Raw genomic sequence first — 16959 nt, 5'->3', positions numbered from 1 at the left:
GTCAGGGAGACGCCAATGTCTGTGACCGAGGGACAACTCCTCAAAATCATGCCCAACGCCCGCTCCCAAGCGGGCGTTTTTGTTTCTGCGCTTAACACCGCCATGGCGCACCGCTATATCAACACCCCCAAACGCATGGCCGCCTTCCTCGCGCAGGTCGGTCATGAGTCGGGGCAGTTGCGTTATGTGCGGGAGCTGGGCAATGACCAGTACCTGAGCAAATACGACACCGGCAGCCTGGCGGCCCGTCTGGGGAATACCCCGGAGGCCGATGGCGACGGCCAGAAATACCGGGGCCGTGGTCTGATCCAGGTCACCGGTCGCGACAACTACCGGCAATGCAGCCTCGGACTGTTCGGCGACGAGCGTTTGCTGGCGTTGCCGCAATTGCTGGAACAACCGCAGTGGGCCGCCGAGTCGGCCGCCTGGTTCTGGCAGCAGAACGGCCTTAATGAACTGGCTGACCGCGACCAGTTCAACAGCATCACCCGTCGTATCAACGGCGGCTTGAACGGGCTGGAGGACCGCCTGCAACTCTGGGCGCGGGCGCGGGAGGTGTTATGCCAGCCTTCGGCCTGATGCCGCTGTCTTACCGGGCAATGGCTGTCGTCGTACTGCTGGCCGTGGTGGCCGGCGTTGCCGGGACGCTGGCCTGGCAGGTCCAGGAGTGGCGTTTTGGCCGGCAACTGGCGGAGCAGGCCAGGCTGCACGGTGAAGCGCTGAATCAGCTGAACCTGGCGGCCGCTGCCCGGCAGCGGGACGAACAGGACAAACGCCTGGCCCTGGAGCAACAGCTGCAAGCCAGCGACCAAACCCATTACCGAGCCTTGAGCGATGCCCAACGTGATCAAGGTCGCCTGCGCGACCGTCTTGCCACTGCTGATCTGCGCCTGTCAGTCCTCCTCGACGCCCACGACAGCGCCGCCGGCTGTACAGTGCCTGCCACCGCCGCCGCCGGCGGCCTGGTTCATGGAGCCCCGCGAGCCCGACTTGACCCGGCGCATGCTCAACGAATTGTCGGCATCACCGATGCCGGCGACCGGGGACTGATCGCCCTGCAGGCCTGTCAGGCCTATGTCAGGGCGCTAGGCCGCTAAACATTTTGATCCGTTGCGTGCCTTGCAAGCGCGTATCGCTCGTGTACGGTAAGACCTCCGCCAGCCCGATCAGGAGAGGACCGTGAACGAAATCACCCAGCTTGCCGCTGAACTTGGCAGGCGCTTGCAGGTTCTGAATACCCACGTCACCACCGCCGAATCCTGCACCGGTGGCGGGATTGCCGAGGCCATTACCCGCATTCCGGGGAGTTCGGCCTGGTTCGAGGCGGGTTATGTGACCTATTCCAATCGGCAGAAGACCCAGCAACTGGGGGTGCCGCAAGCGCTGTTCGCTTCCGTCGGCGCGGTCAGCCGCGAGGTGGTCGAGGCGATGGTGCGGGGCGCGCAGGGCAAAAGCAGGGCACGTTATGCCGTGGCGGTCAGTGGCGTGGCCGGGCCGGACGGCGGCTCGCCGCAGAAGCCGGTGGGCACCGTATGGCTGGCCTGGGGCGTCGGAGAGGCGGTAACGGCCGAGTGCCGGCACTTTCCCGGGAATCGGGACGAAGTCCGCCGACAAACGGTGAAGGCCGCGCTAGAGGGCTTGCTGCAACATGCCGCGGCAGAAATCTCAAAACAGGGGTAGGCGATCCACGAACGCTGTGGAATAATACTGGCTACTTATACAGGTGTTGGCCGTCAGGCCTTATTGATTACGTGAGGACTTTAATGGACGACAACAAGAAGAAAGCCTTGGCTGCGGCCCTGGGTCAGATCGAACGTCAATTCGGCAAGGGTGCCGTAATGCGTATGGGCGATCACGACCGCCAGGCGATCCCGGCCATTTCCACTGGCTCTCTGGGTCTGGACATCGCACTCGGCATCGGCGGCCTGCCAAAAGGTCGTATTGTTGAAATCTACGGTCCGGAATCGTCCGGTAAAACCACCCTGACCCTGTCCGTGATTGCCCAGGCACAGAAGATGGGCGCCACCTGCGCCTTCGTCGACGCCGAGCACGCACTGGACCCGGAATACGCCGGCAAACTGGGGGTCAACGTTGACGACCTGCTGGTTTCCCAGCCGGACACCGGCGAACAGGCGCTGGAAATCACCGACATGCTGGTGCGCTCCAATGCCATCGACGTGATCGTGATCGACTCCGTGGCGGCACTGGTACCCAAGGCCGAGATCGAAGGCGAGATGGGCGACATGCACGTGGGCCTGCAGGCCCGCCTGATGTCCCAGGCGCTGCGCAAGATCACCGGTAACATCAAGAACGCCAACTGCCTGGTGATCTTCATCAACCAGATCCGTATGAAAATCGGCGTGATGTTCGGCAGCCCGGAAACCACCACCGGCGGTAACGCGCTGAAGTTCTACGCTTCGGTTCGTCTGGACATCCGTCGTACTGGCGCGGTGAAGGAAGGCGACGAAGTCGTCGGTAGCGAAACCCGGGTCAAGATCGTCAAGAACAAGGTGGCTCCACCGTTCCGCCAGGCTGAATTCCAGATCCTGTACGGCAAGGGTATCTACCTGAACGGCGAGATCATCGATCTGGGCGTGCTGCACGGTTTCCTCGAGAAGTCCGGTGCCTGGTACAGCTACCAGGGCAACAAGATCGGTCAGGGCAAGGCCAACTCGGCCAAGTTCCTGCAGGACAATCCGGAAATCGGCAATGCCCTCGAGAAGCAGATTCGCGACAAGCTGCTGGCTCCAAGCGCTGATGTCAAAGCTTCGCCGGTCAACGAGACCATCGATGACATGGCTGACGCGGATATCTGATCGATCCGATGACCGCCGTACTCGATACCCTCGTCGCGGTGCGGCGAACCGCAATGGACCTGCTCGCGCGACGCGAGCACGGTCGAGTCGAGCTGACGCGTAAACTGCGTCAGCGCGGCGCCTGTCCCGAGATGATCGAAACAGCCCTCGACCGTTTGACGGAAGAGGGGCTGTTATCCGAATCCCGTTACCTCGAAAGTTTCGTTTCCTATCGTGCCCGTTCCGGCTACGGCCCCATGCGTATTCGCGAAGAACTCAGCCAGCGCGGTTTGCAGCGTGCCGATATCGAGCTCGCCCTGCGTGAGAGCGGTATTGACTGGCAGGCGCAACTGGAAGAGGTCTGGCAGCGCAAGTTTGCCGGGCATTTCCCGATAGATGCCAAGGAGCGTGCCAAACAAGGCCGCTTTCTGGGCTATCGGGGATATTCGATGGACATGATCGGCCGCTTGTTGAGCGGCCGAAGGGTGGACGACTGACCTGTAGGGCCCGCGAATCGAATGCGCGGGCCGCTGCATTTGCGCTCAAGTGACCTTGATCGGTTCTCTGCTGCGTTGTGACGTCCTGGCCTGATTTACCGCCCAGTTTTCCGGCAGGTTGATGAAGTCGATCAGCTCGCGCAAGCGACCATTGTCGCGGGCGTTGAAGGTGAACGACAGGCGTGCCAGATGGCTGAATTCCGGTTCGTTGTGTTCTTCCACGTTGTAAGCATGTTGATGGAAGCGATCGCTCAGGCACAGGTCGGCGAAAGCCGTCTGCATCTGCTCGAGCGCCGGTTCGCTGAGCTTGTGATTCATGCGAATGACAAACTGATGTTTCAGCCAGCGACTGGAGTGGAAGTTGCTGTAGAACTGGTTGATTTCCTCCACCGCCTCCTCGGTGTTATGCGCCAGGCGCATCAGCTTCATGTCGGTTGGCAGGATGTAGCGGTTGTTCTCGAGCTGGTTGTGGATAAAGTCCAGCGCCCCTTGCCAGAAGGTTCCTCCCGGGACATCCAGCAGCACTACCGGTACCAGCGGGCTCTTGCCGGTCTGGATCAGGGTCAGTACTTCCAGCGCCTCATCGAGCGTGCCAAAGCCACCCGGGCATAACACCAGGGCATCGGCTTCCTTGACGAAGAACAGCTTGCGGGTAAAGAAGAAGTGGAAGGACAGCAGGTTCTCTGTACCGTCCACCGTCGGGTTCGCATGCTGCTCGAAGGGCAGGGTGATATTGAACCCCAGGCTATGATCGCGACCGGCACCTTCGTGGGCCGCGGCCATGATGCCGCCACCGGCACCGGTGATGACCATCAGGTCGGAGCGGGCCAGGGCCGCGCCGAGCTCTCGCGCCAGGCCATACAGCGGGTGTTCGATCGGCGTGCGCGCGGAGCCGAATACCGTCACCTTGCGTCGTCCCTTGAACTGTTCCAGTACGCGGAAAGCATGTTCCAGTTCGCGCAGGGCCTGCAGGGTGATTTTCGCGTTCCAGCGGTTGAGGTCGTCCTGGGCCATGCGCAGGACGGTGAGAATCATGTCGCGATAAAGAGGGATGTTGGGGCTGTTGGGGGCGATCAGGTTGAGTTGTTCTTCGACCTTGCTGAGATCGATACCGTTGCTCTGAAAATGACGACTGAGGAGGTCATTCGGTTCGTAAGGCATTCAACTTCTCCTTCTGCACAGAACCTTTGACACGAACGAAGCATTCGTTGGCATCCCGACACTGCATGTGTCGCTGTCAGCCCGGCTTTGGCGGCTGATTCGCCAGGGTGGAAAAACCCTGTCGTGGCCAGCGGGCCATCCATACAGGTTCTGCTATTCCTTGATTTAGAAAGCATGTGCACTGCAAGACGCGCTTGGGCAGCCTCCGGATCTACCCAGGAAAATTCAGCATGAACACTTTGAAATCTAGACCTTCATGATGATTCGCGCTGACTTGATCATGGCCCTTGAAAGTCGGGGCTGGCAATCACTTATTGCCGCAGGCGCGCAGTGTTTTCACCGCTTGTCTGAACGAGTACCAACCAGTGGGGGCTCTGATTTACTAAGTTACAGCGCCAGCAAGACAGCTTGGCGTCAAAGGGCAGGATGCACGGGACGGGGTTGTCGCGCAGGTAATGGCGAGTGGGGGCACGGAGGCTGGTCATGCACAAAGTCGTGCTGGATATAGATGCGCAGCTGTATCAACTGCTGAAGTCAGCGGCAGACGCCAATCATCTGACTCTTGAAGAGGAATGCCGACGCCGGCTTGAAGGTGGGGAGCGCCGTTCGAGCTACTTGCAGGCCCTGTTGGCGGAGCTGCGGGCCGATGATCAACAGCGGCGCGCAGCAGGGCACTGAATTACTTTTTCTTCTTCGCCGGGGCCGGGCAGTCCGACTCCTGGAAGCGCGCCGAAGCGACCGGGCGGTTGGTGCGGTTTTCGGTGAATTCGTAGCGCATGATTGCGCCCTTGGCCATCAGCTTGCGGTAGTTCGGGTCACGACAAACGCTGGCGCCCAGTTGCAGGTAGACCGCCTTGGGGTTGGCGCGCATTTTTTCAGCGTGTTCGGCCTGGACGCTGAGGTGGTTGATCAGTTCCTTGCCTTCGACGGTATAACCCTGGTCGAGGATGTTCTCGTTGACTTCCCGAGGCGTGCCGACGTTACTTTCCTCGGCGGTTTTCTGCAGGGTCTTGTTCAGTTCGAAGTCTTGCAGCGATGCAGCCTGAGCACTGAACGGCAAGGCCAGCAGAAGGGCGGCGGTGGGAACGATAAAGCGCAACATGAAACTCTCCTGATTCAGTGACTGATGCTTCGACCAGTCACGCGACTGTGCGTTCAGTGGCGGCGAATTATAGGGGAGCGAGGGTAGGCGGTACAGGTTTGAGCAGAGAGCTCTGATAAACTTGTGCGAATTTTCAGCTTTCCGAGTTCCTTTCGTGTCGATTCCTTCTTTCTGTCAGGGCGGCTTCTAATGAGTCACGCCGTTTCCCGCCTGCGTGCCCAACGTCTTGCGCGTGCGGTCAGGCCTTTTACTGCCCGTGGTTCCCGGGCGGAACGCTGTGCGGGCTGTCGGGTGATTCCCAGCCACTGCATGTGCGCCTGGCGCCCCAAGGTTTCCGCGCAGTCGGCGATGTGCCTGATCATGCACGACGTCGAACCCATGAAGCCAAGCAATACTGGCTGGCTGATCGCCGATGTCATAGAAGACACCATGGCGTTCCCCTGGTCACGGACGGAAGTCGACCCACAATTGCTGGCCTTGCTGGCCGATCCCCAGTGGCAGCCTTATGTGGTGTTCCCCGGAGAGTTCGTCGCGCCAGAGCGGGTGGTGAGCGAAGTCCGCCTGGAGGCGGGCAAGCGCCCGCTGTTTATCCTGCTGGATGCGACCTGGAGCGAAGCGCGCAAGATGTTTCGCAAGAGCCCCTATCTAGAGCACTTGCCGGTATTGAGCCTGGAGCCGGAACAGTTGTCGCGCTACAAGCTGCGGCGCTCCAAGCGCGATGACCATTTCTGCACCGCGGAGGTTGCGGCGCTGTGCCTGGAACTGGCCGCCGACCGGCAGGCCGGCGAAGTGCTGGATGCTTACCTGGATGTGTTCAGCACCCATTACCTGTCGGCCAAGTTCCAGCTTGAGATCGACCCTGATGACGAGACGCACACGCGCCTCAAGCCTTTTCTGTAAAGCCTGAGGCAGGGGTTGGAGTTTTTCCGGCCAGAGTTGTGCCACCAGTATCGCGCTCAGCATCGAGGCACAGTCGCGCAGGGCGCGGGCTTTGCGTGATGGCACTCTTATTAGTTAGCAAGCTAAGATGCTGCACGGCCCGAAGCTTGACCACCCCGGCTTCGCTGGGCATGCTTGGCGCCGATTAGGGCGCGACCGATCCTTGAAACGCCGCATTTTCGGGCTCTTGGCGTTGATCGTGCTCTTTGGGTGCAGCATTCTGGCTGACACCTGTGTTGCCTTGGCGAGGACCGAATGCATCGGTTCTCCCATAAAAAACAGGATCATTTGAAAAATGGCCACATACGAAATCCTGATTGCCGATGACCACCCCCTCTTTCGTAGCGCACTGCACCAAGCGGTGACCCTGGGCCTCGGCCCGGATGTCCGTCTGGTGGAAGTGGCGAGCATTGCCGAACTGGAAGCCCGCCTGACCGAAAAGGCTGATTGGGACCTGGTGCTGCTGGACCTGAACATGCCTGGTGCTTACGGTTTTTCCGGCCTGGTGCTGTTGCGCGGTCAGTACCCGCAGATTCCGGTGGTGATGGTGTCGGCACAGGAAGAAGCATCCGTGATGGTGCGTTCACGTGAATTTGGCGCCAGTGGTTTTATTCCCAAGTCCAGTTCTCTCGAAGTCATTCAACAGGCCGTGCGCAGTGTGCTCGATGGCGATGTCTGGTGGCCGCCGCAGGCCTTCGAACAGGTCAGCGTCTCCGCTGAGGCCAAGGCGGCCAGCGAAGGCCTGGCGAGCCTGACGCCACAACAGTTCCGCGTGCTGACCATGGTCTGCGAAGGTTTGCTGAACAAGCAGATCGCTTATGAACTGAGCGTTTCGGAAGCGACCATCAAGGCCCACGTGACGGCGATCTTCCGTAAGCTGGGGGTGCGTACCCGCACTCAGGCGGCACTGCTCCTGCAACAACTTGAGTCAATTTCCAGCCAGTAACCGGCTATTTCTTCACGCTTTTTTGACTTTGGTTGAACTAGCTTTCCCATTCCTTATTGTTCTAGTTGCCTAATTTATGTCGCCTTTCAAAGGTCAAACCGGTCTTAAACGCATCCTCAATGCCTCGGGATACTCCCTCGATGGCCTGCGGGCCGCCTTCACCGGCGAAGCTGCGTTTCGTCAGTTGGTGCTGCTCAACGCGATTCTGATCCCCGTGTCTTTCCTGCTGAATGTCAGCCGGGTCGAGCGGGCGTTGTTGATTGCTGTCTGCCTGCTGGCGCTGATTGTCGAATTGCTCAATTCGGCGGTCGAGGCGGCGATCGACCGGATCTCCCTGGATCGCCATCCTCTGTCGAAAAATGCCAAGGACATGGGCAGCGCCGCACAACTCGTGGCCTTGAGCATGATCACCGTGGTCTGGGCAGTCATCCTGATTTAAGGAATGCTCGGCAGCACGATCTCGTCGCTGCGTTGCACCCCGGCGGTAAAGGAGCGGCAGAGCTCGAGGAATTCGCGCATCGCCGAGGTCTGGTACTTCTGTTTGTGCCAGATGAAGTAGAACTGCCGGGCCAGGTCCAGGTCCGGCGTCTCTACCGGGACCAGGCTGCCGCGGCGAAAGGCGTCGCGCAGCGCCAGTCTGGAAATGCAGCCAATCCCCAACCCTGACTCCACCGCGCGCTTGATTGCTTCGGTGTGTTCCAGTTCGAGCCGGATATTCAGCGCGCTGCGGTGATGACGCATGGCCTGGTCGAAGGTCAGGCGCGTGCCCGAGCCCTGTTCGCGCAGAATCCAGGCCTCGTGGGTCAGCTCCTCCATGCTCGCATGGCCGCGTTTGGCCAAGGGGTGTTGTGGCGCGCAGAACACCACCAGCTCATCCTCGACCCAGGTTTGCACTTCGATGTCCGGGTGGCTGCAGTCGCCCTCGATTAGACCCAGGTCAATTTCGTAGTGGGCGACCTGTTGCACGATATGCGCAGTGTTCTGCACATGGAGTTTGACCTGGCTCTCGGGGTGGACTTGCATGAAGCTGCCGATCAACAGGGTCGCCAGGTAGTTGCCGATGGTCAGGGTCGCGCCCACCGACAACGAGCCGAAGCCGGACTTGCCGTTGAGCAGGTCTTCGATTTCCTTGGCCTGGTCCAGCAACGCCACCGCCTGCGGCAACAGCTGTTTGCCCAGGGCGTTGAGGCTCAGGCGTTTGCCGGCGCGATCGAACAGCTGGCAACTGGATTGCCGTTCGAGCTCGGTGATCGAAGTGCTCGCCGCGGATTGGGAAAGGGCCAGCAGGCCAGCAGCACGAGAAACGCTCTCTTGCTGGGCGACGGCGACGAATACTTGCAGTTGACGGAGAGTGAATCGCATATCGATATAACCGATAACCCTTATCTTAATAATCCAGTTAACAGATATTGTCGCCGCCATTAGAATGCTGTGCAATTGCGCTCGGCTCGCCTGTCAGAGCGTGCGCTGACAACTTTCCAGGAGTCCCCCGTACATGAGCAACATGAACCACGAGCGTGTCCTCAGTGTTCACCACTGGAACGACACTCTGTTCAGCTTCAAGTGCACCCGCGATCCGGGCCTGCGCTTCGAGAACGGTCAGTTCGTGATGATCGGCCTGCAACAACCCAACGGCCGCCCGCTTATGCGCGCTTACTCGATTGCCAGCCCGAACTGGGAAGAGCATCTCGAGTTCTTCAGCATCAAGGTTCCCGATGGTCCGCTGACTTCCCAGCTGCAGCATTTGAAGGAAGGCGACGAGATCATCATCAGCAAGAAGCCTACCGGTACCCTGGTACTGGACGACTTGAAGCCTGGCAAACACCTGTACCTGCTCAGCACCGGCACCGGCCTGGCGCCGTTCATGAGCGTCATCCAGGATCCGGAAACCTACGAGCGTTTCGAGAAAGTGATCCTGTGCCACGGCGTGCGTTACGTCAACGAAGTCGCCTACCGCGAGTTCATCACCGAGCACCTGCCGCAGAACGAGTTCTTCGGCGAAGCGCTGCGTGAAAAACTGATCTACTACCCAACCGTGACCCGCGAACCGTTCGAGAACGAAGGCCGCCTGACCGACCTGATGCGCAGCGGCAAGCTGTTCAGCGATATCGGCCTGCCGCCGATCAACCCGCAGGACGACCGCGCCATGCTGTGTGGAAGCCCGAGCATGCTCGAGGAGACCAGCGAAGTGCTCAACAGCTTCGGCCTGACCGTTTCGCCACGCATGCGCGAGCCGGGTGACTACCTGATCGAGCGCGCCTTCGTCGAGAAGTAAGCGACTCGCAGCACAGAAAAAGCCCGCGTTGCCTGAGAAGGCAGCGCGGGCTTTTTCGTTTCCGGCCGGCTGTCAGCGCGCTGGAACCACTTCCAGGACCTGGATCAGGCCCGGCTGCGGGTAGTGCCAGCGCACGTCCAGGTCCCAGAACTGCGCGCCGTATTCACGCTCTGGAGTGGGTGTCTGGTAGGCCGGGCGCGGGTCCTGGGCCAGGCATTGTTCAATCAGCTCCACCAGCGGCTCCTGCAGGCGTTGAGCGTGCGTATGGGCCTGTTGCAGGGCATTGTCGCTCCATTGCACCGGGATCAGCTCCGGCGCCGCGCTGGCGATGCTATTGCTCGCGCTGTCGATGATGTCGGCATAGGGCACGTAGGGCTTGATATCGAGAATCGGCGTGCCGTCCAGCAGGTCGATGCCGGAGATCCACAGGCGATTGGCCTCGACTTTGTCCAGCTTGACCACCGACTGGCCGATGCCGTTGGGGCGGTGAGTGGCGCGGGTGGCGAATACGCCCATGGACTTGTTGCCGCCCAGGCGCGGCGGGCGGACCTTGAGCCGCGGTTTGTCTTCCAGCGCCTGGTGAAACAGGAACAGCAGCCAGATGTGGCTGACCTGTTCCAGGCCCTGCACCGCGTCGCCCTGGTCGAAGGGCTCCACCAGCTCCAGCACGCCACGGGCCGCCGGGGCCAGTTGCGGCTGGCGCGGGATGGCGAACTTTTCCTTGAAGCAGGAGCGTACGAAGCCGATGGGGGAAACGCTGTAGGTCATGGTCAGGGGTCGAGACGGGGTAGGGGCCGCCATGATAACCCGCGTTGACCTGTAGCCGCTGCCGCAGGCTGCGGCTACAGGTGGAGTCAGAGGCTGAACCCACCATCCAGCGGAATGATATTCCCGGTCATATAGGCCCCGGCGGTGCTCGCCAGGCTGATGGCCAGGGCAGCCATTTCCTCCTCGCGGCCCCAGCGTTTCATCGGGATCAGCGCCGTATCCTCGGCCAGGGCCTGCTCGTCGTTGCCGATATGCTGGGTCATCTTGCTCGGAAAGCGCCCGGGGGCGATCACGTTGACGTTGATGTGCTGGCTGACCAGTTCGCGGGCGAGGATCCGCGACAGCTGGTGCAGCGCCGCCTTGCTCGGGCCATAGGCGTACGCCTGTTCGCCAAAGGAGGAGATCCCGGCCACCGAGCCGATATTGATGATGCGCGCCGGATTGGCCGCGGAGCCCGCCTTGTGCAATAGCGGCAGGAATTGCTGGATGCAGCTGAACACCGAGGTCACGTTCAATTGCATGACCTTTTCCCAGCCCTTGACCGGGTAGCTTTCCAGCGGCGCCCCCCAGGTGGTGCCGGCGTTGTTCACCAGGATATCCAGTCGATCGACCTGGGCTTCGAGGCGGGAGACGAGTTGCTGGATGCCTTCTTCGCTCGCCAGGTTGGCGGACAGGGCGTGGCAGCTGCCCAGGGCCCCGAGCTCCGTCGCGGTCTGCTGGCAGGCCTCGGCATCGCGGGCGCAGACATAGACAGTGGCGCCGGCCTCGACAAAAGCCTTGGCGATCATCTTGCCGATGCCGCGGGTGCCGCCGGTCACCAGGGCGGTACGGCCTTGCAGGGAAAAGTAGGGATGCATGGCGAATCCTGAGGGCTGAGGGTCAGTGCATACCCTAGTCGTCAGTCGCGATGAGCGGAGCCATTATTGTGCGAGGGAATGAAGGGTCATGCATGGCGGTGGCCGAGGGTGGCCACCGCGGATCGAGGGGCAATCAGCCGCGAATGCGCAGGGTCAGGCCCTTGAGGAAGTTGCGCAGCAACTGGTCGCCGCACGGGCGGTAGTTGGTGTGGCCGAACTTGCGGAACAGCGCGCTCAGCTCGGGCTTGGACACCGGGAAATCGGCGGCCTTGAGGATGGCGTGCATGTCGTCTTCCTTCAGCTCGAAGGCGACCCGCAGCTTCTTCAGGATGATGTTGTTGGTCACCGGCAGTTCGATCGGCAGCGGCGGACGGCTTTCGTCCTTGCCACGCTTGAAGATCACCAGGCCGTCGAGGAAGTGCGCCATGACCTCGTCCGGGCAATGCACGAAACCTTCTTCTTCGTCCTTTTTCAGGTAGCCGACGATGTCGTTCAGGCTCACTTCAAAGCCGGTGAGCTTGATGATCTCGACGACCTTCTTGTCGCTGATGTCGAGCATGTAGCGCACGCTGCGCAGTACATCGTTATGAATCATGTCTACAGTCCTGGTCTGTTCACGTTGAGCGCCGCAGGCAAGCGCGGCGTCTGAATGGGTGTCGGCCTAGAATTTCTCTTTGGCGGACAGGTAGCGCCATTGCCCGACCGGCACCTTGCCGATGGAAACCCCACCGATACGGATGCGGCGAATGGCGACGACCTTCAGGCCTACCGCTTCGCAGAGCTGGGCGATCACGCCCGGTTGCGGGTTCTTCATGGCGAAGCGCAGGCGGTTTTCGTTCTGCCAGCTGGCCTTGACCGGCGGCAGTTCCCGGCCCTTGTAAGTCAGGCCGTGGTTCAGGCGGTTGAGGCCGTGGGCGACCATCTCGCCTTCCACCTCGACCACGTATTCCTGCTCGATCTTGGCCGCATCGGCGGTCAGCTTGCGCAGGATCTTCCAGTCCTGGGTGAACACCAGCAGGCCGCTGGCGTTGGCTTGCAGGTCGGCGCTGGCGGTCAGGCGCAGGAAGTGGCCCTTGAGCGGCCGTTTGCCGAAGCGGTGTTCCTCGGACAGACTGGCGGCGCCCAGCGACTGCATGGCGCTGTCGACGTCCTGGCCGGCCGGCACGTTCAGCAGCAGGGTCACCGGCTCCGGCGCGGTGGCCTTGGCCTGCGGGTCGAGCTCGACTTTCTGGGTGTCGACCTTGAACTGCGGCTCGTCGATGACCTCGCCATCCACGGTGACCCAGCCGCCCTCGATGAACAGCTCAGCCTCCCGGCGGGAGCAGCCGACGAGTTCGATGAGGCGTTTGGAGAGACGAATCGGGTCAGTCATGACAGGGGCCGTAACAAAAGGGGGCAGGCATTGTACCTGCCCGGCGCCGGTTAATCGCGGGTCCATTTGCCCGCTGTGGCTTTTAGCCGCGCAGTGCCTGCTGCTGGGGCTGTTTCAGACGCATGTGCAGCAGCGGGTAGGGCTGGCCCATGCCGTCGTGCTCGGAGCGGCCGATGATCTCGAAGCCCTGCTTGAAGTAGAAGCCCAGGGCTTGCGGGTTCTGCTCGTTGACGTCCAGCTCGTCGGCGTTCAGGTGTTCGATGGCGTACCTGAGCAATTGCTTGCCCAGGCCCTGGCCACGATGGTCGGGATCGATGAAGAGCATTTCGATCTTGCCGGCGGCGACCCCGGCGAAGCCGGTGATGTGCTGGCGCTGGTCCCGGGTGCAGATCAGCATCACCGCATCCAGATAGCGGTTCAGCACCAGGTTTCTCAGCAGTTCGATGTAGCTGTCCGGCAGGAAGTCGTGGGTGGCGCGTACCGAGGCTTCCCAGACCCGGGTCAGTTCCGGGTAGTCGCTGTGTTTCGGGGTATGGATGACCGAATGATGGCGCATGCCGCCTGCTCCTGTGTTGTGACGCATCCGTGGTCCTGAGCAAACGATAGACGTAAAAAAGCCCCGCATCTCACGAAGAGAGCGGGGCTGTGCGGTTTTTTACGCCTTACAGGACTTCGGCCCAGAGGTCGTATTCGTCGGCGTCGGTCACCCGGCACCAGACCTTGTCGCCTGGCTTGAGGTCGCCGGCACCGTCGATGAACACGTTGCCGTCGATTTCCGGGGCGTCGAAGAAGCAGCGGCCCACGGCGCCCTGTTCGTCGACTTCATCGATCAGCACTTCGATTTCCTTGCCGATGCGCTGTTGCAGGCGCGCCGAGCTGATTTCCTGCTGGTGCGCCATGAAGCGCTCCCAACGGTCCTGCTTGACCTCGTCCGGGACCACTTCCAGGTCCAGGTCGTTGGCCGGCGCACCTTCCACCGGCGAGTACTGGAAGCAGCCGACGCGGTCGAGCTGGGCTTCGGTCAGCCAGTCGAGCAGGTACTGGAAGTCTTCTTCGGTTTCGCCGGGGAAGCCGACGATGAAGGTCGAGCGGATGATCAGCTCGGGGCAGATCTGGCGCCAGTTCTTGATCCGGGCCAGGGTCTTGTCTTCGAAGGCCGGGCGTTTCATGGCCTTGAGCACTTTCGGGCTGGCGTGCTGGAACGGGATGTCCAGGTACGGCAGGATCTTGCCGGCGGCCATCAGCGGGATCAGCTCGTCGACGTGCGGGTACGGGTAGACGTAGTGCAGACGGACCCAGACGCCCAGGGTGCTGAGGGCTTCGCACAGCTCGGTCATGCGGGTTTTCACCGGCGCGCCGTTCCAGAAACCGGTGCGGTACTTGACGTCGACGCCGTAGGCGCTGGTGTCCTGGGAAATCACCAGCAGTTCCTTGACTCCGGATTTGACCAGGCGCTGGGCCTCGTCCAGCACATCGCCGACCGGGCGGCTGACCAGCTTGCCGCGCATCGACGGGATGATGCAGAAGCTGCAGCTGTGGTTGCAGCCTTCGGAAATCTTCAGGTACGCATAGTGACGCGGGGTCAGCTTGATGCCTTGTGGCGGTACCAGGTCGATCAGCGGGTTGTGGTCCTGTTTCGGCGGCACCACTTCGTGCACCGCGCTGACCACTTGCTCGTACTGCTGCGGACCGGTCACGGCCAGCACGCTCGGGTGCACGTCGCGGATATTGCCTTCTTCCACGCCCATGCAGCCGGTGACGATGACCTTGCCGTTTTCCTTGATGGCTTCGCCGATCACTTCCAGGGATTCGGCCTTGGCCGAGTCGATGAAACCGCAGGTGTTGACCACCACGACGTCGGCGTCCTGGTAGGTGGACACCACGTCATAACCTTCCATACGCAGTTGCGTGAGGATGCGCTCGGAATCGACCAGCGCTTTCGGGCAACCCAGGGAAACGAAGCCGACCTTGGGGTTGGCTGGCGCGGTAGGGGTGGACATGTCTAACCTCGGTATAGGTGTCGGGTCGCTCGGCGATCTGGATAAAACCGCTGGCGACGAACGGGCGCTAGGGGCGCCTCTGATCAAAAAGTGCGCAATTCTAGCGACGGCTGGCGCACTTGACCAGCTTTATGCAGGGAAATACGACGAGTGCTGCGTTATGCTTCGCGCCGTTGCGCCCGGGTGAATTCTTATAGTCAACAGAACGTCTGTAACTGTAAGTAAAAGGGTGCATGCTGCATGGGCATTCACGAGAGTCTTGCAAGCTTAGCGTTGTCTTGAATGTCATGCCTTTTATAAGAAGCCCCGATCTGGGTAGTAGGAGTGGTGGATGGGTCAGGCAAGTAGTCAGGCGGTAGGCAGCGAGCATTCCAGGGCCAGGCCCCTGGGGATGCTGGTGGCGGCGGTCGGGGTGGTTTATGGCGACATCGGGACCAGCCCGCTTTATACCTTGAAGGAGGTATTCGCGGGGCATTACGGGGTTCCGGTCAACCACGACGGTGTGTTCGGCATTCTTGCATTGATCTTCTGGTCGCTGATCTGGGTGGTCTCGATCAAATACGTGTTGTTCATCCTGCGGGCCGACAACCAGGGCGAGGGCGGCATCATGGCCTTGACCGCCCTGGCCCGGCGGGCGTCGACGCCCTATCCGAGGCTGCGGGTGGTTCTGGTCATCCTGGGCCTGATCGGCGCGGCCTTGTTCTACGGCGACAGCATGATCACCCCGGCGATTTCCGTATTGTCGGCGGTAGAGGGGCTGGAGATTGCCTTCGACGGGCTCGAGCACTGGGTCGTGCCGATGGCGCTGATCGTGCTGGTGGCGCTGTTTCTGATCCAGAAGCACGGTACCGATCGCATCGGCAAGCTGTTCGGACCGGTGATGGTCCTGTGGTTCGTGACCCTGGGTGGGCTGGGGGTCTACGGCATCGCCCAGCATCCGGAAGTGCTGCAGGCGCTGAACCCGGTCTGGGGTGTGCGGTTCTTCATCGTGCATCCGGGCATGGGCGTGGCCATCCTGGGCGCCGTGGTGCTGGCGTTGACCGGTGCCGAAGCGCTGTACGCCGACATGGGCCACTTCGGTCGCAAGCCGATCGCCCGCGCCTGGTTCGCCCTGGTGCTGCCGGCGCTGGTGCTCAACTATTTCGGCCAGGGCGCCTTGCTCCTGGAGAACCCGGAAGCGGCGCGTAACCCGTTCTATCTGCTGGCACCGAGCTGGGCCCTGATCCCGCTGGTGGTGCTGGCCACACTGGCCACGGTGATTGCCTCCCAGGCGGTGATCTCCGGTGCGTTCTCCCTGACCCGCCAGGCGATCCAGCTGGGTTATATCCCGCGCATGTACATCCAGCACACTTCCAGCGCGGAGCAGGGGCAGATCTACATTGGTGCGGTGAACTGGGCGCTGATGGTCGGTGTGATCCTCCTGGTGCTGGGCTTCGAGTCTTCCGGCGCACTGGCTTCGGCCTACGGCGTGGCGGTGACCGGGACCATGCTGATTACCAGCATCCTGGTGTCGGCGGTGATGCTGTTGCTGTGGAAGTGGTCGCCGGTGCTGACGGTGCCGATCCTGGTGGGCTTCCTGCTGGTGGACGGGCTGTTCTTCGCCGCCAACGTGCCGAAAATCTTCCAGGGCGGTGCTTTCCCGGTAGTGGCGGGGATTGTGCTGTTCGCCCTGATGACCACCTGGAAGCGCGGCAAGGAACTGTTGATGGAGCGCCTCGGCGAGGGCGCGTTGCCGCTGCCGATCTTTATCAACAGCATCCGTGTGCAGCCGCCGCATCGGGTCCAGGGCACCGCGGTGTTCCTCACTGCACGCTCCGACGCCGTGCCCCATGCGCTGTTGCACAACCTGCTGCATAACCAGGTGCTGCACGAGCAAGTGGTGTTGCTGACCGTGGTCTATGAAGACATCCCACGGGTGCCGACGCAACGGCGCTTCGAGGTGGACTCCTATGGCGAAGGCTTCTTCCGGGTGATCCTGCACTTCGGTTTCACCGACGAGCCGGACGTGCCTGAAGCGCTGAAGCTGTGCCACCTGGACGAGCTGGACTTCAGCCCGATGCGCACCACCTACTTCCTCAGCCGCGAGACGGTCATCACCTCCAAGATCGTCGGCATGGCGCGCTGGCGCGAGACGCTGTTCGCCTTCATGCTCAAGAACGCCAATGGCAACCTGCGTTTCTTCAAGCTGCCGGTGAACCGGGTGATCGAGCTGGGTACGCAGATCGAGATGTAAGCTGGCGCGACAGC

General features: G+C 61.4%; 20 protein-coding genes. 11 read left to right on the top strand and 9 right to left on the bottom strand.

Going from position 1 to position 16959, the window contains the following annotated elements:
* Window positions 1-15 precede the first annotated feature (15 nt).
* The 5 genes from NRG23_RS12940 to recX all read left to right on the top strand — a co-directional run bounded on the left by NRG23_RS12940 (window position 16) and on the right by recX (window position 3292).
* Window positions 16-579 (top strand): glycoside hydrolase family 19 protein, encoded by a 564-nt coding sequence (locus NRG23_RS12940; protein WP_009047322.1) that lies wholly within the window; start codon window positions 16-18, stop codon window positions 577-579.
* Window positions 561-1097: a lysis system i-spanin subunit Rz gene (locus tag NRG23_RS12935; RefSeq protein ID WP_041985687.1), complete on the top strand. Its 537-nt coding sequence runs from the start codon at window positions 561-563 to the stop codon at window positions 1095-1097. The genes NRG23_RS12940 and NRG23_RS12935 overlap by 19 nt, the downstream gene beginning before the upstream one ends.
* A gap of 82 nt (window positions 1098-1179) precedes the next feature.
* Window positions 1180-1680, top strand: a complete 501-nt coding sequence (locus tag NRG23_RS12930; RefSeq protein ID WP_009047324.1) for a CinA family protein — start codon at window positions 1180-1182, stop codon at window positions 1678-1680.
* 83 nt (window positions 1681-1763) lie between these two features.
* Window positions 1764-2816: a recombinase RecA gene (gene recA, locus NRG23_RS12925; RefSeq protein ID WP_009047325.1), complete on the top strand. Its 1053-nt coding sequence runs from the start codon at window positions 1764-1766 to the stop codon at window positions 2814-2816.
* Between the two features lie 8 nt (window positions 2817-2824).
* The gene (gene recX, locus NRG23_RS12920) at window positions 2825-3292 is read left to right on the top strand and encodes a recombination regulator RecX (RefSeq protein WP_009047326.1); all 468 of its coding nucleotides are present in this window, start codon (window positions 2825-2827) and stop codon (window positions 3290-3292) included.
* A gap of 45 nt (window positions 3293-3337) precedes the next feature.
* On the opposite strand, the gene NRG23_RS12915 is transcribed toward recX, so the two are convergent.
* Entirely contained in the window at window positions 3338-4453 is a 1116-nt protein-coding gene (locus NRG23_RS12915; RefSeq protein ID WP_016702021.1) for a TIGR00730 family Rossman fold protein, read from the bottom strand.
* A gap of 483 nt (window positions 4454-4936) precedes the next feature.
* Between NRG23_RS12915 and NRG23_RS12910 the strand changes: the two genes are divergently transcribed.
* Window positions 4937-5131, top strand: coding sequence for a hypothetical protein (locus NRG23_RS12910; protein ID WP_009047328.1), 195 nt, complete (start codon window positions 4937-4939; stop codon window positions 5129-5131).
* 1 nt (window position 5132) lies between these two features.
* Here NRG23_RS12910 and NRG23_RS12905 read toward each other — a convergent pair whose 3' ends face one another.
* Window positions 5133-5555: a PA3611 family quorum-sensing-regulated virulence factor gene (locus NRG23_RS12905; RefSeq protein ID WP_007923938.1), complete on the bottom strand. Its 423-nt coding sequence runs from the start codon at window positions 5553-5555 to the stop codon at window positions 5133-5135.
* A gap of 189 nt (window positions 5556-5744) precedes the next feature.
* Between NRG23_RS12905 and NRG23_RS12900 the strand changes: the two genes are divergently transcribed.
* The 3 genes from NRG23_RS12900 to NRG23_RS12890 all read left to right on the top strand — a co-directional run bounded on the left by NRG23_RS12900 (window position 5745) and on the right by NRG23_RS12890 (window position 7879).
* Window positions 5745-6455, top strand: coding sequence for a tRNA-uridine aminocarboxypropyltransferase (locus tag NRG23_RS12900; protein WP_016702022.1), 711 nt, complete (start codon window positions 5745-5747; stop codon window positions 6453-6455).
* A gap of 334 nt (window positions 6456-6789) precedes the next feature.
* Window positions 6790-7440 (top strand): response regulator transcription factor ErdR, encoded by a 651-nt coding sequence (erdR, locus tag NRG23_RS12895; RefSeq protein WP_009047330.1) that lies wholly within the window; start codon window positions 6790-6792, stop codon window positions 7438-7440.
* Window positions 7441-7516: 76 nt separating this feature from the next.
* Window positions 7517-7879 (top strand): diacylglycerol kinase, encoded by a 363-nt coding sequence (locus NRG23_RS12890; protein ID WP_009047331.1) that lies wholly within the window; start codon window positions 7517-7519, stop codon window positions 7877-7879.
* Here NRG23_RS12890 and NRG23_RS12885 read toward each other — a convergent pair.
* Entirely contained in the window at window positions 7876-8802 is a 927-nt protein-coding gene (locus NRG23_RS12885) for a LysR family transcriptional regulator (protein WP_009047332.1), read from the bottom strand. The two genes, NRG23_RS12890 and NRG23_RS12885, sit on opposite strands and share 4 nt — an antisense overlap.
* A gap of 133 nt (window positions 8803-8935) precedes the next feature.
* Between NRG23_RS12885 and fpr the strand changes: the two genes are divergently transcribed.
* On the top strand, window positions 8936-9715 hold the full coding sequence (gene fpr / locus NRG23_RS12880; protein ID WP_009047333.1) for a ferredoxin-NADP reductase: 780 nt from the start codon (window positions 8936-8938) through the stop codon (window positions 9713-9715).
* A 72-nt stretch (window positions 9716-9787) separates the two neighbouring features.
* Here fpr and tsaA read toward each other — a convergent pair whose 3' ends face one another.
* The 6 genes from tsaA to rimO all read right to left on the bottom strand — a co-directional run bounded on the left by tsaA (window position 9788) and on the right by rimO (window position 14712).
* Window positions 9788-10483, bottom strand: coding sequence for a tRNA (N6-threonylcarbamoyladenosine(37)-N6)-methyltransferase TrmO (gene tsaA, locus NRG23_RS12875; protein ID WP_009047334.1), 696 nt, complete (start codon window positions 10481-10483; stop codon window positions 9788-9790).
* Window positions 10484-10569: 86 nt separating this feature from the next.
* Window positions 10570-11340, bottom strand: coding sequence for an SDR family oxidoreductase (locus tag NRG23_RS12870; protein ID WP_124354632.1), 771 nt, complete (start codon window positions 11338-11340; stop codon window positions 10570-10572).
* Between the two features lie 133 nt (window positions 11341-11473).
* Window positions 11474-11935 (bottom strand): DUF1456 family protein, encoded by a 462-nt coding sequence (locus NRG23_RS12865; RefSeq protein ID WP_009047336.1) that lies wholly within the window; start codon window positions 11933-11935, stop codon window positions 11474-11476.
* 66 nt (window positions 11936-12001) lie between these two features.
* On the bottom strand, window positions 12002-12712 hold the full coding sequence (locus NRG23_RS12860; protein ID WP_009047337.1) for an rRNA pseudouridine synthase: 711 nt from the start codon (window positions 12710-12712) through the stop codon (window positions 12002-12004).
* An 82-nt stretch (window positions 12713-12794) separates the two neighbouring features.
* Complete coding sequence (locus NRG23_RS12855) at window positions 12795-13268, bottom strand: GNAT family N-acetyltransferase (protein WP_009047338.1); 474 nt, start codon at window positions 13266-13268, stop codon at window positions 12795-12797.
* Window positions 13269-13374: 106 nt separating this feature from the next.
* Entirely contained in the window at window positions 13375-14712 is a 1338-nt protein-coding gene (gene rimO / locus NRG23_RS12850; RefSeq protein ID WP_016702026.1) for a 30S ribosomal protein S12 methylthiotransferase RimO, read from the bottom strand.
* Window positions 14713-15103: 391 nt separating this feature from the next.
* On the opposite strand from rimO, the gene NRG23_RS12845 reads away from it, so the two are divergent.
* Window positions 15104-16945, top strand: a complete 1842-nt coding sequence (locus tag NRG23_RS12845) for a potassium transporter Kup (protein WP_371920935.1) — start codon at window positions 15104-15106, stop codon at window positions 16943-16945.
* Window positions 16946-16959: the final 14 nt, after the last annotated feature.

Source organism: Pseudomonas sp. T8 (assembly GCF_024610635.1).
GTDB lineage: Bacteria > Pseudomonadota > Gammaproteobacteria > Pseudomonadales > Pseudomonadaceae > Aquipseudomonas > Aquipseudomonas chlororaphis_I.
This window is presented reverse-complemented; position numbering and strand designations above follow the sequence as displayed.